Below are 14,621 nucleotides of genomic sequence, written 5' to 3'. Positions count from 1 at the left end.
GTTTCGGCCCAACCCTTTGGGGGGCCCCCGGGGGCGCCCCCCCCGGCCGGGGCCCCCCGAACCCGCAACCGCTCACCCCTTCCGGCCTCTCTCGCCACGGCCGCCCCGCCGCTGACGCCGACCGAGGCGCGGACAATGTTGCCCGATGTCGTGGCACCGCAATGTAGTCGGACTACGCTGACCGCCATTGCCGCCCATCGATGCATTGAGGGGATCAAGCGTGACCAGCAGTGAATTCGCGTACACCGGGTGTGACAACCTGGAGGCGATGACCGAAGCGGTCAATTACAACAAATTTCTGATCGACTGCGTAGATAAACATGTCACGTCGCCGGACCTGCGCATACTGGACTTCGGTGCCGGTCGGGGCACCTACGCCGATATGCTGGCCGAGCGGCAGATCATCCCGGATTGTCTCGAACCCGACGCCGAGCTGCAGAAGCTGCTGCTGTCGAAAGGCTACAAGGTCGTCGATTGCGAGGCCGAGCCGTCCGAGGCCGAAATGTACGGTCTGATCTATTCTTTCAACGTTTTCGAGCACATCAAGAACGACCAGGAAGCGTCCGAACACCTGACCTCGCTGTTGCGGCCCGGGGGGACGCTGGTGATCTATGTGCCCGCGCTCGAGGTGCTGTTCACCTCGATGGACACCAAAGTCGGGCACTATCGGCGTTATCGCCGAACTCAGCTCAACCGCATTCTCCGTAACGCGGGTCTGGAGATCGTGGAGTCGCGCTACTGCGACCCGATCGGCTTCTTCGCCACCCTGGCCTACAAGTTCGCCGGCAGCGACGACGGCACGATCAACACACGAGCGCTGAAGCTCTACGACCGCGTGGTGTTCCCGCTCAGCAAGCTCCTGCAGGCCGTCACCGGCAAGCTGTTCGGCAAGAACGTGCTGGTAGTCGCCACGAAGGCCTGATACCCCGTCGCCGTGACGAAGGTGGTCCCGATGACCCTGGAACAGGTCATCGGGATCCGTTGCCGCGCTGGGCTATCGATGGTTCGCGATGCTCGGTGACGCCGGGCGCTCAGTTCGTCCGGCTGCCCACCGACTGCGCCAGGAAGGGCCACGACGAGCGGAGGTCGTCCTCCCAGTATCCCCAGGAGTGTGTGCCGACAGGGCGTTCGTCCAGCGTGACCGGAATGTTCAACTCGCGCAGCCGGTTGGCGAGGTTGACGGTGCAGAAGTGCACTGCCGCCTCGATGGGGCCGCCGAAGGCGAGCTGGACCGGGAGCGGGATCCTGCCGTCCTGGACACGCGCGTCCGCCGGCGTGTCGTGGGGTGCGCCGGGGATCCCGGTGCCGGTGCTCAGATAGACCTCGGTGCCGCGCAGCCCTTCGGCGTTGACGAGCGGATCATTGGCACGCCACAGGGGACCGTTGCGTGGGCCCCACATGTTCTCGATGCTCTGCCCGCCACCCCAGTTCTCGACCGTGATCCGGACGAATTCCTGGCCGATGGGGTCCGAGGTCTGCGCGCAACCGCTGAAGGACGCCACGCTGTTCCAGAAGCCGGGCTTGGCGATCGCGAGGTTCAGCACCGAGGTGCCGCTCATCGACACACCGACCACGGCGCGATTGCCGTCGGCCCGGAGGAACCCCTCGATCACCGACGGCAACTCCTCGTTGAGGAACGTCTGCCATTTGTTGCGGCCGAGCACCGCGTCGTCGCGCACCCAGTCGGTGTAGTAGGAGCTGGCGCCGCCGACCGGGGTCACGACGTTGACGTCTTTGTCACGCAGGAAACTCACGGCGTCGGTCTGCGCGTCCCAGCCGCTCTGATTCGGGCCGCCCTGGGAACCGTTGAGCAGATACATCGTCGGCCGCGGGTTCTCGGTATCGGCGGCTCGGATCACCTGCACCGGAATCGGCTTGTCCATCGCGGGCGAGAAGACGGTCACCAGCTGGCGTCTGCTGTCGATATCGACTGCCGAGACCACCCCGGCCGTCTCGGGTTGGGCGACAGCGACGCTCGGCGACAGCGCGGCCGAGGCCAGCGCGCCCACCAGCGCGGCGCTTACCGCGGCCGTACGGATCGATCGACGTGTTCTTCTCACCAGCGCGAACCTCTCGTCTACTGCTCGAATCAGTGCGGGTCACCCCACGGCGGACGTGAGGCATGAAGAGAGGTTCGGACTGCACCGGCCCGCGGTTTGGTGGAGCGGCCGAAATTCCGCGGGCACAGATGTGGGCGCGGGTCAGCGGCCGAGGAACTCCTCGATCGCGGGCCAGGTGGTGTCGGCGGCGGAAACCAGTCCGAGGTGTCCGCCGCTGACCTCCACGAACTCCACCTCGGCGGCGTTGGGCAGGACATCGAGGCCGCGGCGCACCGAGGCGGCGGGCACCACCACGTCGCTGGGGCTGCCCGCCAGCAACACCCGGCAGGTGACCTTCGACAGTTCGATCACCAGATCCGAGCGCAGTCGGATCGACCCGCCGGCGAGTTCGTTGCGCAGCACCAGGCTGCGATAGATCTGCCAGTACGAGCGGCCCGGGTAGCCGGGCATGGTGGCCATGAACCGGTCGGTGGCCTCCATCCTGGCCAGCGCTTCGGTGTCGAAGGCGTTGCGGGCCAGGAACATCGGTTTGGCGAGCTCGCGGTCGAAGGCCTGGATCCGGAAGCCGAGCCGCACGAATTCCTGCGGGATGCCGCCCATCACCTTGGTCGCCACGGCCATCTCGCGACCACCGGTGACCTTGGCGACCAAGCGCAGCGGGATCAGGAACGCGGTGCGGGCCTGGTCGATCGGCGCGGCCAGGCAGGTGATGGAGGCGATCGGCAGGTCGGCGTGGGCGGCCGCGGTCAGCAGCGCGAGCACACCACCCAGCGACCAGCCGATGATGTCGACGCCACGGCCGTCGTGTTCCGCACTGACCCGCGCGATCGCCTCGGGCAGGATGTCCTCGGTCCAGTCCTCGAGGCCGAGATCGCGGTCGGCGTAACCGAATTCGCCGTAGTCGATGACGTAGGGCTGCCTGCCCTGGTCGAGCAGGAAGCGCACCAGACTCTGCCCGGGCCGCAGGTCGAAGCAGGCGGTGGTCACCGCGAGCGGCGGCACCAGCAGCACCGGATTGCCCTTCGCCCGCGTGGTGCGGTCGTAGCGCTTCAGGTGCCGGTGTGCGCCGTCGTACACCGTCGTCGACGGTGCGGGGCGGTAGGACTCGAGTCCACCGCCGAACGACACCGACCACACATTGCGCACCGCGCGCGGCAGATCGGCAACGATCCCCATCGGTAAACCCCTTACCTCACCAGTTACTGCCTGCCGGCAGACCCACTATTTCTTATCTTACCAGTGAGTAAGTTGTTGCTTCAGGCTGCGTGACGAGCCTTGTTCACTGTGCGCTCCCTGCCGTGACCGGCCGACGAGGCCGTGATGGGCCACCCGAAGAGGACCCGGAGCACGACCCGCGCGAGGGCGCCGAACCCCCGACGGCCCGCGGGCAGCGCGAGCACGCTGCGCACCGTCCGGGTCTGCGACGGTGTCACCGCGACGCCGGTGAATCGGTCGTCGAGCCAGTTCAGGCTCAGCGGCGTCGACAGCGGCAGCAGCGAGATGTGCTCGCTCGCCCGATCACGCAGGTAGGTCACGTGCGCGCCCTGCTCGCGGTAGCGCTGTACCAGCGCGTCGATATCGTCCACCGCGATGATCTGGTCGTGCACGGCTTGCACCACCAGCAGCGGCACCGAGGGCGCCCGGTCCCCCAGCGTGAGATCGGCGAAGACGGCCAGCATCGCTTCCATGGCGAGCAACTCGGCGATCGGGGTGCCGCTGTGCCGGTCGACGTTGTAGCGGGCCAACCGCAGCACCGCGGCGGCGGTCGTCGACTCGGCGGCCTTGTCGAGTACCGCGCGACCCTCGTCGCTGAAATGGGTGGCGACGAGTTCCTCGAACGCCGGATACACCCGGCGCAGCGCGGCGACGACGAGGGTCGGCAAGCCCGCGTGCAGCCCGCCGTTGAGGCGATGGAAGGTCGAGACCAGATCGCCCACCGGGGAGCCGAGCACGGCGCCTGCGATGTCGAGCTCCGGCGCGTAGGTCGGCGCCATCTCCGCGGCCCATGCCGTGGCCAGCCCGCCGCCCGAGTACCCCCACAGCCCGACCTGTGCCTGCGGGTCGAGACCGCCGGGCTCGAAGGCCAGGGCCGCGCGGATGCCGTCGAGTGCGCGGTAGCCCGGTTCACGCGGCGCTCCCCACGCGCCGAGCATGCCTTCGTGATCCGGAATCGAGATCGCCCAACCCCTGGCCAGCGCATCGGCGAAGCACAGCTGTTCGACGTGCACGAAGGTACCGACGGCGCGAGAGCCGCGCCGCAACGCGTAGGACGGAAACGACCGTGGCGAGATGGCGTCGATCGCGCACTGGAACGACAGCAGTGGGGCACCGGGCGCGACACCGCCCCTCGGCGTCACCACGGTGGTGACGGACGCCTCGGGCATGCCGTGGAGATCGGTCGTGCGATACAGCAGCTGCCAGGCCCGCACCTTCATGCCGATCACACCGAACGCGGCGAGCTCGACCGGCCGCGAACGCAGGATCGTGCCCTCGGCAAGGGTCTCGAACCCGGGCCTCGGCGCGAAGAATGGATCCTTGTCCGGGAGCACGGCGGCCGTGGGCGCGGACCAGCTTTCGGCCCTCATGCGGTCCTGCGCGCGGGCTCGCTGCGGTAGCGCGACACCGGTCCGTCGATACCGAGCAGCTGCCAGACGCGCTTGGCGACAGGATTCATCAGACCGATGTCGGTCGCGAGCGCGCGGACATCGGTGAACACATCCCGCTTGATATGGCGCGAGTGGTCGTTGCGCCAGTACGCGTCTCGCATCACCTCGCCCGGAATCCCGAACTTCTCGGCGAACTCCTTCGGTGGTGTCGCGATCATCGCCAGCATTACCCGCATGATGATCGGGAAGGCCACGGACAGGACGGTTTTCGACACGACGTTCATCGTGGGCACGTTGATCCGAAGATATTCGTGCGCGAACGAGATGTGCCGGGCCTCCTCGGCCACGTGGATCTCCATCACCCGGTGCACCATCGGATGTGGGTCGGTGCCGCTGCGCAGCAACGCCTTCTGCAGGTGATCGATCGGCTCCTCGCCACCGAGCACCAGGGCGAAGAAGAATCCGGGGAAGAACTTCACCGCCGGCCAGATGATCAACGTGAGCTTACGATCGACCGAGCCCATGCCGATCACATCGCGATAGCCGATGCGATTGATCATCTCCTGGAACATCATCGTGTGGTTGCACTCTTCGGCAGCCTCGTGCGTGATGTAGCGGAATTCCGGATCACCGTTGGGCACCGACGGCAGGTACTGCATGAGCCCACGGATGAGCAGCTGTTCGAAGTCGATGCCGACCTTCGCGATGCAGGCTTGGCGCCACAGTCCCATCGCGATCCGCTTCTCGACGGGCTGGGCTTTGTACCAGGGGTGACGGCCGAGCGGGTCCACCTCGGGCAGGATCCAGCGCGGATCGTCGGAATGCACGGCGAACTCGGGCGAGTCCCAGTCGATGTCGACGTAGGGATCGAAGTGTTTGGTCACCGAGCCTTCGGACAGGCTCTGCAGGACCTCGTGGTAGCTGGACAGCGTCATCGGTGTCTCCTCGGTGCGGTTCCACTGCCCAGTTTAGTGGTACCAGCGGTACCACACAAGGGTTGACGCTACTGCGTGTTACATCTAATTTTGCGCCGTCAGTTCGGCGATCGACGTGCGCGGATCGAGCGTGACGCCGACCCCGCGCAGACTGGCGTCGATGATCGCCCAGATGGCGATCTGCAGGTAGGACGACAGTTCCGCGGCATCCATCGTCTGCATCGACCGGCTCAACCACCGGTTCACACTGCCGTCGACGAAGCTCACCAGGCCGAACGACATCGGTTCGGCGACCGCCACCGGTGCGGACTGTGCCCGCAGCGCGCTTTCGAACACCTCGCGCACGGTACCCGCGATGGCGATCTTGGTCCCGGATACGATCGGCGAGTTGTGATCCTTGCTGGCACCGGATCCGGCGCCGAGGAAATAATGCAGGCGCGGATTGGTCGCGATCCAGCCCACGTAGGCGTCGACGGAACGCGCGATCGCCTCGGTGACGGTGCCCTCGGGGTTCAGGGTGGGGGCGAGTACCGCCATCAGGTCGTCGATGATGCGGGTGCGCAGCTGCTCATCGAGGTCTTGGCGGTCTTTGAACAGGCGGTACAGCACCGAGCGTGGGACGCCGGCCAGATCGGCGATCTCCTGGACGCCGACCGAGGCGCCTTGGGCCTGCACGGCCGCGAGGGCGGCGGCGAGGATGAGTTCGCGACGGTCGGCGCGGTGACGGTCCCAGCGGCTGGCTCTGCCGTCGGTGCGTTGTGCGGTCACGTCATCTCCTTCACCGGGTCCGTGCGGTGCAGATGCCGGTTCGGCGCTCTGCTGAATACCACGCTGTGCTGAATACAACGACGAACTGTAGTCCAGCGATTCCACCGATCCGGCCGCGCACGGGCGCCGGCGATCGCCCGGGCGCCGAGCGCTTGCCCGACGCCCGGGGCGCTCACCCCTGTGCCGCGGCGTCGCGTGGCAGGCCGAGCATCCGTTCACCGATGACATTGAGCTGGACCTCGGTGGTGCCACCGTAGATGGTGGTGGCACGGCCCGCGATCAGCTGTTCCATCGCGTGGTCGCTGCGCTCACCGGGCACCGACACCACGCCGGCGACACCGAGTTCGGCGACGATGTACTCCGAAATCGCTTGTCCCAGCGCCATTCCCAACAGCTTTCCGACACTGGACGTGGTGGATACGTCGATGCCGGACAGCTGCTTGAGCACCACCCGTGAACTGATCACGTCCACCGCTCGGCTCTCGGCCATGAGTTCGCCGAGCCGGTAGCGCGCGACCGGCGAGAGATCGCGGCCGATCGCGAAGCGCAGCAGGTCGGTATCGGTGGCGTAGGCCTCCATCTTCTGGCTCAGCGCCACCCGCTCACCGGCCAGTGTCGTCCTGGCCACATGCCAGCCGTCGTCGACCGCCCCGACCACGTTCTCGTCGGGAACGAACACCTCATCGAGGAACACCTCGTTGAACAGTGCCGATCCGGTCATCTCCCGCAGCGGGCGCACCGTGATCCCGGGGCTCGACATGTCGAGCACGAAGTAGGTGATGCCTTCGTGCTTGGGCTTGTCGGGGCTGGTGCGCGCGATCAGCATCGCCCAGTCCGAGAACTGCGCGACCGTGGTCCAGATCTTCTGTCCGCTCACCCGCCAGCCACCGTCGACCTTGATGGCTTTGGTGGTCAGGCTCGCCAGATCCGAACCCGCGCCCGGCTCGCTGAACAGCTGACACCACACCAGCTCGCCGCGCAGTGTCGGCACGACCAGTTCCTGTTTCTGCCGCTCGTCACCGTGCGGAACCAACGCGCCGACCGCCCAGGTGCCCATCAGCAACTGCGGCATCTGGATACCGGAGGTCTTGATCTCCTGCGCGATCACCACCTGTTCGAGCGGCGAGGCCGAGCGGCCGTAGGGCCGCGGCAGGTGCGGGAGATTCCAGCCACCGTCGCCGAGCGCGACGAGCTGGTCGTCCTCGTCATCGATCGCCGCGATCTCGGCCAGCTCGGCTCGGACCGCCGCCCGGATCCGCTCGGCTTCGGCGGGCAGTTCCAGCTCGCTCGACAGCGTCAGCCCCGACAGCGCGTAGCCGGCCACCGCCTCGGCTCGTTCGTCACGCGCGCCGAGCTGCCCGCGCAGCGCGAGAGCGCGCCGGTAGTACAGGTGCGCGTCGTGCTCCCAGGTGAAGCCGATCCCGCCGTGCACCTGGATGCACTCCTGGGCGACCTGCACCGCGGCGTCCGGGATGATCAGCGCCGCGATAGCCGCGGCGTACTCGGCGGTGTCGTCGTCGCGATCGAGACCATAGGCGGCATCCCACAGCACGGCACGCGCCTTCTCCAGCGCGATGCCCATCTGGGCACACTTGTGTTTGACGCCCTGGAACTGACCGATCGGCCGACCGAACTGCACCCGGGTCTTGGCGTACTCCGACGCGGTCGACACACACCACGACATCACGCCGACCGCTTCGGCGCCGAACACCACCGCGGCGAGTGAACGCACGCGCGCCGCACTCACCTCGAGCACCCGGTCGAAGGAGACCTCGACCGAATCCGCCTGCAGCCGTGCCGAACCGCGCAGCACACCGATGCCGTCCTGCGCGCCGACGGTCAGTTCGATGTTCTCGAAGACGACCCACCGCTGTTCGCCGGCCACCGCGACGGGCGCGATGACGACATCGGCCGACACCGCCCCCAGCACACCGTCGGCCGTTCCGCTGACGGTCAACGTGCCGTCGGTGAGCGTGCCGGTCAGGTTCGAGGTCAGGGCCACCGCGCCGGTGCGCGACCCGTCCGCCAGCCCGGCGATCCGAGCCAGGCTCGGATTGCCCTCGGCGCGAATGTCATCCGCGGCGGCAAGCACCGCGGCGGCGAGCACGGTCGGCACGAACGGCCCGGTGTGCAGGCCACGCCCGAGCGGTTCGAGCGCGACGGCCAGCGTCAGCAGACCGGCGCCCTGACCACCGAGATCCTCGGCGATGTGCAGGCTGAGCAGATCCTGGGCGACGAGGCCGTCCCAGAACGGCAGGACTTTGCCCGCGTCGGTCGACTCGACTGCGGCCCGGACGACCTCGGCGGTGATGGTCCGCTCGACGAAACCGGCGACCGCGTCGGCGAGGGCCAGATGGTCCTCGCTGACACCGACCCCGAGCTCATAACTGTTGCGCGCCATGGCTAGTTGGTCTCTTTCAGCTGGGCGGCCACCTCGTCGATGGTCCACGGTCCATCGGTCTCGACGGTGCGCACGTCGTGCCAGCCGGCCAGCTCGACGATCGCTCCGCCCTGCACGGCGAACACCTTGCCGGTGATCGCGCAGTCGGCCTCGGCGAGATGGGCGACCAGCGGGGAGATGTTGGCCGGGGAGAACGCGTCGAACTCACCCTCGGGCACCTCGGCCGCGAACAACGCGCCCATGCCAGGGGTGGCCAGAGTCAGGCGGGTACGCGCGATCGGGGCGATCGCGTTCACGCGTACGCCGTAGCGTTCGAGTTCGTCGGCGGCGACCAGCGTGAGCGCGGCGATGCCGGCCTTGGCCGCACCGTAGTTGCCCTGACCGGCGTTGGGCATGAACGTGCCCGAGGCCGAGGCGGTGTTGATCACCGACGCCGACACCGGGGTACCGGCCTTGGACTGTGCCTTCCAATACGCGGCGGCGTGATGCAGGGTGGCGGCGTGGCCCTTGAGGTGCACCGCGATGACCGAATCCCACTGCGACTCGTCCATGCCCGCGATGAACGCGTCACGCAGGATGCCCGCGTTGTTCACCACGATGTCCAGCGTTCCGTACTCGCTGACCGCCTGGTCGACCAGCGCTTTCGCGCCGTCCCAGGTGGCGATGTTGTCGGTGTTGGCGACCGCGGCACCGCCGGCGGCGACGATCTCGTCGACCACCTGCTGGGCCGGGCCCGCGTCGGTACCGGTGCCGTCGTTGGCGCCGCCGAGGTCATTGACCACGACCTTGGCGCCTTCGCGGGCGAACAGCAGCGCGTGTTCGCGGCCGATGCCACGACCGGCGCCGGTGATGACCGCGACACGACCGTCGAGTTTTCCCATGAGTCTTGTCTCCTAGTTGATTTCGACGCGACCGTCGGTGATCGCGATCTGGCCCGCGGCTTCGGTTTCGAAGGCGTAGGCCCGCACGCCGGGATCAGCGGATTCGGTGGGCCAGAAGGTGGTGGTGATGTCCTGGCCGGGCAGCACCGGCTTGGCGAATCGCACGGCCAGCCTGCGCAGGCGCGCGGTGTCGCCGCCTGCGAGTTCGGTCAGCGCGGCCCACGAGGTGAACGCCATGGTGCACAGACCGTGGTTGATGATGCCGGGAAGCCCGGCCATCCGGGCGATCTCGTCGTCGAGGTGGATCGGCATCGGGTCGCCCGAGGCCGGCGAGTAGCGGAAGGTCTGGTCGTCGTCGATGTGGGCGGTGACCGACGCGGCCGGATCGCCTGCCCGATCCTCGTCGGTGATCCGGTGGGTGGGCGCGAGCTCCCCTTCACCGGGACCGGCGTCGACCTTGCGGAAGAACGCGGTCATCCACTGCTCGTTGACGAGTTCCCCCGCCGCGTCCCGGGTTTCGGCGTAGATGACGACGGTGGAGCCGTTCGGGCGGCCCACGTAGCCGATCGGCTTGGCCCGCACCACCAGTTCGTCACCGGCCCGGATCGGACGGTGGAACAGGAAGTCCTGCTCACCGTGGACCAGCTTCATCAGCAGCTCGACCGGCGCGACCGACAGCGCGGCGGGCGCCATCGAGGTGAACACCGGCACCACCGCGAACACCGGCGGCGCGATCTGACCCGACAGGTGCGCGGGGACCGGATCATTGGTCGCCGCGGCGTATTCCGCGATCCGCTCGGCGGTGACCGAGAACCGCTCTTCGTCGGTCCACTCCCCCAGGGCGGAGCCGTCGAAGACGACTCCGGCCGATTCCGAGGTGGTCATGCGGCCGAACCGACGAGCTCGGTGAACTTGGCCATCGACTCCTTCAGGTCGGCTTCGGCGTGCTTGGCGACAGCCTTGCCGATCGGGCCGACGATCATCGCGCCCTTGAAGCTCGCGTCGAACGCGGCCGAGGAGCCGGTGTCGGTGGCGTCGACCTTCAACGCGAATTCGATGGTGACACCGGCCATGCCGGCGCCGGTGATGCGCAGGAACGAGTTCGGCACCACTTCGGCGACGGTCCACTCGATCTTGTTGGCCATGTTCATCACCGACACGACCTCGGTGAAGCGTGCGCCCGCGGCGAGCTCGGCGGGCAGATCGCCACGCCAGCCCTGGTGGATGGTCAGCCATTCCTCCCAGTTGGCGAGATCGCTGAGCCGGGCCCAGGCCAGCTCGGGGGCGACGGGAAGTGCGGTGGAAACGGACACAGATGCCATGGGGTTCTCCTGGTGTGATTCGGTAGGGGAAAGTCAGCGGTTGGCGGGGCGGTAGGCGGTCACCACGACCGCGCCACCGAGACCGATGTTGTGTTGCAGGGCGATTCGCGCGTCGGCGACCTGGCGGGCGTCAGCGGTGCCCCGCAGCTGCCAGGTGAGTTCGCTGCACTGGGCCAGACCGGTCGCGCCGAGGGGGTGGCCCTTGGAGATCAGACCGCCCGACGGGTTGACGACCCACTGGCCGCCGTAGGTGGTGGCGTTGTCGTCGACGAGCCGGCCGCCCTCCCCCGGCGCGCACAGGCCCAGAGCCTCATAGGTCAGCAGTTCGTTGGTGGAGAAGCAGTCGTGCAGCTCGATGACATCGACATCCTCGGGCCCGAAACCGGCCTCGGCGTAGACCGCTTCGGCGGCAGTGCGCGACATCGAGGAGCCGACCAGGTTGATCGCGGTCGGGCTGGTGAACGTCGAGGCGAGGTCGGTGACCATCGACTGCCCGACGATCTCGACCGCGCGGTCGGCCAGGTTGTTCCGGTCGACGAAGTCCTCGCTCGCCAGGATCACCGCGCCGGAACCGTCGGAGGTCGGCGAACACTGCAGCTTGGTCAGCGGGCCGTAGATCTGCTTCGCCGCGAGGACCTCCTCGAGGCTGTATTCCTTCTGGAACTGCGCGTACGGATTGTTCACCGAGTGCTGGTGGTTCTTCACGCCGATCTTGGCGAACTGCTCGGCCGTGGTGCCGTAGAGCTCCATGTGCTCCTTGCCCGCGGCACCGAACATGTACGGCGCGGGCGGCATCGCGAACTCCTGCAGCTCGGCCAGCGCCAGCAGGTGCTTCATCATCGGCTGCTCACGGTCGTCGTAGGTCGAACCGAGCGAGCCGGGCTGCATCTTCTCGAAACCCAAGGCGAGGGTGCACTCGGCGAGCCCACCGCGCACCGCTTGCGCCGCCAGGTAGAGCGCGGTCGAACCGGTCGAGCAGTTGTTGTTCACGTTGACCACCGGAATACCGGTCAGCCCCAGCTCGTAGACCGCGCGCTGACCCGAGGTCGACTCGCCGTACACATAGCCGACATAGGCCTGCTGCACCCGGTCGTAGTCGATTCCGGCGTCGGCGAGCGCCTTGGTCCCCGCCTCACGGGCCATGTCCGGATAGTCCCACTCCCGCGAACCCGGCTTCTCGAACTTCGTCATGCCGACGCCGACGACGAACACCTTCTGTGTCATGAACGCACTCCCGTGTGCCGTGTGTCCCGAATACCTGAGACACGGTGTCCATGTAATTTAGGTTGGACACCGCGTCCAGGTCAATACCCCGGCGAACACAGCCCGCACACGACAAGGGCCGCACCGAGAACGGTGCGGCCCTGGGGTCATGCTGCCGAGGTCAGGTCTGTTGACCGAACCGGCGTGGTTTCTTCGCGCCCATGATGTCGGTCCACCACGATTGCAGCGGGCTCGGTTCGGGCCAATGAACGGTCGGGTCCTCTTCCTCGGGGTCGGCGGGTGGCACGTCGGACGGGTCGTCGTCGAGATCGCTGGTCATGCAGGTTCTTCCTCGAATCGATCGACGGCGCCGCAGCGGGGAGACGAGAGAAGGATGAGCCAGGACTCGAGGCCGGGTGCGGCGACGACGCGTTGGTCGCCGCTGGTCCACGGCTGACCTGTATGCGTTCAACCGTACACGCCGAGTATCAACCGTCGGTATCAATTCACGGCTCTCCACGACAATGCGAGTCACGTTCTGCAGCAACCCGTTTCGTGCACTCGGCGATTCGCACTGCTAACGTGTCCGCATCGCCGAAACGCCGGGCAGCGAGTCCGGTTTCGACCGAACTCACGTGCGCGGTGCCCAATTGTGGTGCGGCGCACTCGGTGTGAGGGCTGGTCGCGGCGAGAAGTCTCGTCGGAGAGACCGGCGAGGACCCGGCCACCACGGCTCTTCGGTCGGCACAGACGACAAAGGAACCGATGACTCCGACGCTCGCGGTCTTCTTGTTCTCCATCGCAACACTGGTCCTGCTCGGCGCGGTCGCTGTCGCGCTGCAGGCCCTGCGCAACGAACGTCAGATCCGCGCCCGCCTGGCGGCGGCCGAGCGCGATCTCCACGCCAAGAACACAGCGATGGAGCAGATGTCGCTGGCCCACGCGGAGGAACTCCGGGCGTGCGAACACGACGCGGCACTCGCCGACCGCGCGGCCGAACAGCGCACCGTGGCACAGGTCGAGGCGGCACACGAGGCGACGCGCGCCCAGGTCTCCGCCGACGCCCGCGCCGCCACCAGCAACGCCGTGCGCGCGTTCGGCACCACCGTGGTGAGTCTCGGCGCCGACGTGGGCCAGGTCGTGAGCAACGCGCTGCGGGAGAACCGCAACGACGAGGTCTACGCGACGCTCACCCGGATCGACCACACGGTCCAGCAGATGATCCGTCAGGCCCAGGCCTACGTCATCGTCTCGGGCGGGCTGCCGGGCAGGCGCTGGCCGCAGCAGACCGTCGGCGACGTGGTGGGCGGCGCCACCGGCCGGGTGCGCGACTATTTGCGCGTGCGCACGGGCCACTGCGAACTGGTGGTCATGAGCCGGGCGGTGGAGCCGCTGGTGCACACGGTCGCGACCCTGCTCGACAACGCGCTGCGCTACTCGCCGCCGTCGTCGTTCGTCGACATCTCCTACCAGCAGGGCCATCACGGGGTCACCGTGATCATCGATGACGCGGGCGTGCGGATGAGCCACGAGCAGATGGAGGAGGCGCGCCAGGTGCTCTCGGGCGAGCGCGTTGTCGACATCAACGCCCTCGGCCCGTCACCGCGGGTCGGGTTCCCCGGTGTCGCCGCGCTCGCGCGCCGTTACGGCTTCGCCGCCTATGTCGACGGACCCAATATCTACGGCGGCACCAGGGCGATGGTGTTCGTTCCCGCGGCGCTGCTCGTCACCGCCACCGAGGTGCACCGGCCCAAGCATGCCGAGGCGCCGGAACCGGTCGCGCCACCACCACCTGTCTCCGAGATCAGCGCGTCGGCGCCCGAGCTGGACGTGGCCGAGCTCGACCGCACCACCGGCGGGCTGCCCAAACGCACGCGCCGCACCGTGGCCCCGGCCGACGAGCGCGCCGACACCGGCGAGGTGCTCGCGCGCCCCGAGCTCGCGGCGGCCTGGCACAGCGGCTCCAGACACGGCCGCGCCGCGGCCGCACGCTCGACGAAAGGGCACGACAGCTGATGAGTACTCCGATCTCCAACAGCACCAACCGCCTCGCGTGGCTGCTGGACGACCTGGCGCTCGACGGCGTCCGCTTCGCGGTGTTGTTATCCGAGGACGGCCTACGCGTGGCGCACTCGGGCGCCATCTCCATCGACGACGCGGAGCGTTTCGCGGCCGCCGCGTGCGGGCTGCGCTCGCTGGGCAAGGTGCTCGGTGAGTTCTGCGGCGGACTGGCGAACACCGTGCGCCAGAACATGACCGAATACGACGAGGGCATGGTGCTGATCACCGCCGCGGGCGCGGGCACCCTGCTCGGCGTCGCCACCACCGGCGATGTGGACCTCGCGCTCATCGCCCATCGCATGAACGAGCTGGCCGCCAGGGTCGGCCACGAACTCGGCGCGTCGCCGAGGCACCGATCCTCGACTCAGGAGTACTCGCTGTGAC

At 67.9% G+C, this 14,621-nt stretch carries 14 protein-coding genes; 3 read left to right on the top strand and 11 right to left on the bottom strand.

Going from position 1 to position 14,621, the window contains the following annotated elements:
• Positions 1-268 precede the first annotated feature (268 nt).
• Complete coding sequence (locus ACFVVI_RS24390) at positions 269-922, top strand: methyltransferase domain-containing protein (RefSeq protein WP_379318251.1); 654 nt, start codon at positions 269-271, stop codon at positions 920-922.
• 109 nt (positions 923-1,031) lie between these two features.
• Here ACFVVI_RS24390 and ACFVVI_RS24385 read toward each other — a convergent pair whose 3' ends face one another.
• The 11 genes from ACFVVI_RS24385 to ACFVVI_RS24335 all read right to left on the bottom strand — a co-directional run bounded on the left by ACFVVI_RS24385 (position 1,032) and on the right by ACFVVI_RS24335 (position 12,516).
• Positions 1,032-2,012 carry an alpha/beta hydrolase gene (locus tag ACFVVI_RS24385; RefSeq protein WP_387447031.1) on the bottom strand — a complete coding sequence of 327 codons (981 nt, stop codon included), beginning with the start codon at positions 2,010-2,012 and terminating at the stop codon, positions 1,032-1,034.
• 189 nt (positions 2,013-2,201) lie between these two features.
• Entirely contained in the window at positions 2,202-3,236 is a 1,035-nt protein-coding gene (locus ACFVVI_RS24380; RefSeq protein WP_378989815.1) for an alpha/beta fold hydrolase, read from the bottom strand.
• Between the two features lie 80 nt (positions 3,237-3,316).
• Complete coding sequence (locus ACFVVI_RS24375) at positions 3,317-4,645, bottom strand: lipase family protein (RefSeq protein ID WP_387447006.1); 1,329 nt, start codon at positions 4,643-4,645, stop codon at positions 3,317-3,319.
• Complete coding sequence (locus ACFVVI_RS24370) at positions 4,642-5,601, bottom strand: diiron oxygenase (protein ID WP_379314992.1); 960 nt, start codon at positions 5,599-5,601, stop codon at positions 4,642-4,644. The genes ACFVVI_RS24375 and ACFVVI_RS24370 overlap by 4 nt, the downstream gene beginning before the upstream one ends.
• An 84-nt stretch (positions 5,602-5,685) precedes the next feature.
• Positions 5,686-6,369: a TetR/AcrR family transcriptional regulator gene (locus ACFVVI_RS24365; RefSeq protein WP_387447005.1), complete on the bottom strand. Its 684-nt coding sequence runs from the start codon at positions 6,367-6,369 to the stop codon at positions 5,686-5,688.
• Positions 6,370-6,541: 172 nt separating this feature from the next.
• Entirely contained in the window at positions 6,542-8,770 is a 2,229-nt protein-coding gene (locus ACFVVI_RS24360; RefSeq protein WP_387447002.1) for an acyl-CoA dehydrogenase, read from the bottom strand.
• A gap of 2 nt (positions 8,771-8,772) precedes the next feature.
• Positions 8,773-9,651 carry an SDR family oxidoreductase gene (locus ACFVVI_RS24355; protein ID WP_378630878.1) on the bottom strand — a complete coding sequence of 293 codons (879 nt, stop codon included), beginning with the start codon at positions 9,649-9,651 and terminating at the stop codon, positions 8,773-8,775.
• Between the two features lie 12 nt (positions 9,652-9,663).
• Positions 9,664-10,536: a MaoC/PaaZ C-terminal domain-containing protein gene (locus ACFVVI_RS24350; RefSeq protein WP_387447000.1), complete on the bottom strand. Its 873-nt coding sequence runs from the start codon at positions 10,534-10,536 to the stop codon at positions 9,664-9,666.
• Positions 10,533-10,973: an SRPBCC family protein gene (locus ACFVVI_RS24345; RefSeq protein ID WP_101462898.1), complete on the bottom strand. Its 441-nt coding sequence runs from the start codon at positions 10,971-10,973 to the stop codon at positions 10,533-10,535. Before ACFVVI_RS24345 ends, ACFVVI_RS24350 begins: the two co-directional genes overlap by 4 nt.
• Positions 10,974-11,006: 33 nt before the next feature.
• Positions 11,007-12,197 (bottom strand): lipid-transfer protein, encoded by a 1,191-nt coding sequence (locus tag ACFVVI_RS24340; protein WP_379315210.1) that lies wholly within the window; start codon positions 12,195-12,197, stop codon positions 11,007-11,009.
• Positions 12,198-12,357: 160 nt separating this feature from the next.
• Positions 12,358-12,516 carry a hypothetical protein gene (locus ACFVVI_RS24335; protein ID WP_378989807.1) on the bottom strand — a complete coding sequence of 53 codons (159 nt, stop codon included), beginning with the start codon at positions 12,514-12,516 and terminating at the stop codon, positions 12,358-12,360.
• A gap of 425 nt (positions 12,517-12,941) precedes the next feature.
• Here ACFVVI_RS24335 and ACFVVI_RS24330 point away from each other — a divergent pair, with 425 nt between their 5' ends.
• Both ACFVVI_RS24330 and ACFVVI_RS24325 read left to right on the top strand, forming a co-directional pair.
• Positions 12,942-14,192, top strand: coding sequence for a sensor histidine kinase (locus ACFVVI_RS24330; protein ID WP_378989805.1), 1,251 nt, complete (start codon positions 12,942-12,944; stop codon positions 14,190-14,192).
• The gene (locus ACFVVI_RS24325) at positions 14,192-14,620 is read left to right on the top strand and encodes a roadblock/LC7 domain-containing protein (RefSeq protein ID WP_378989804.1); all 429 of its coding nucleotides are present in this window, start codon (positions 14,192-14,194) and stop codon (positions 14,618-14,620) included. The genes ACFVVI_RS24330 and ACFVVI_RS24325 overlap by 1 nt, the downstream gene beginning before the upstream one ends.
• Position 14,621: the final 1 nt, after the last annotated feature.

It is taken from the genome of Nocardia sp. NPDC058114 (assembly GCF_042884695.1).
In the GTDB taxonomy this organism is placed as follows: domain Bacteria; phylum Actinomycetota; class Actinomycetes; order Mycobacteriales; family Mycobacteriaceae; genus Nocardia.
This window is presented reverse-complemented; position numbering and strand designations above follow the sequence as displayed.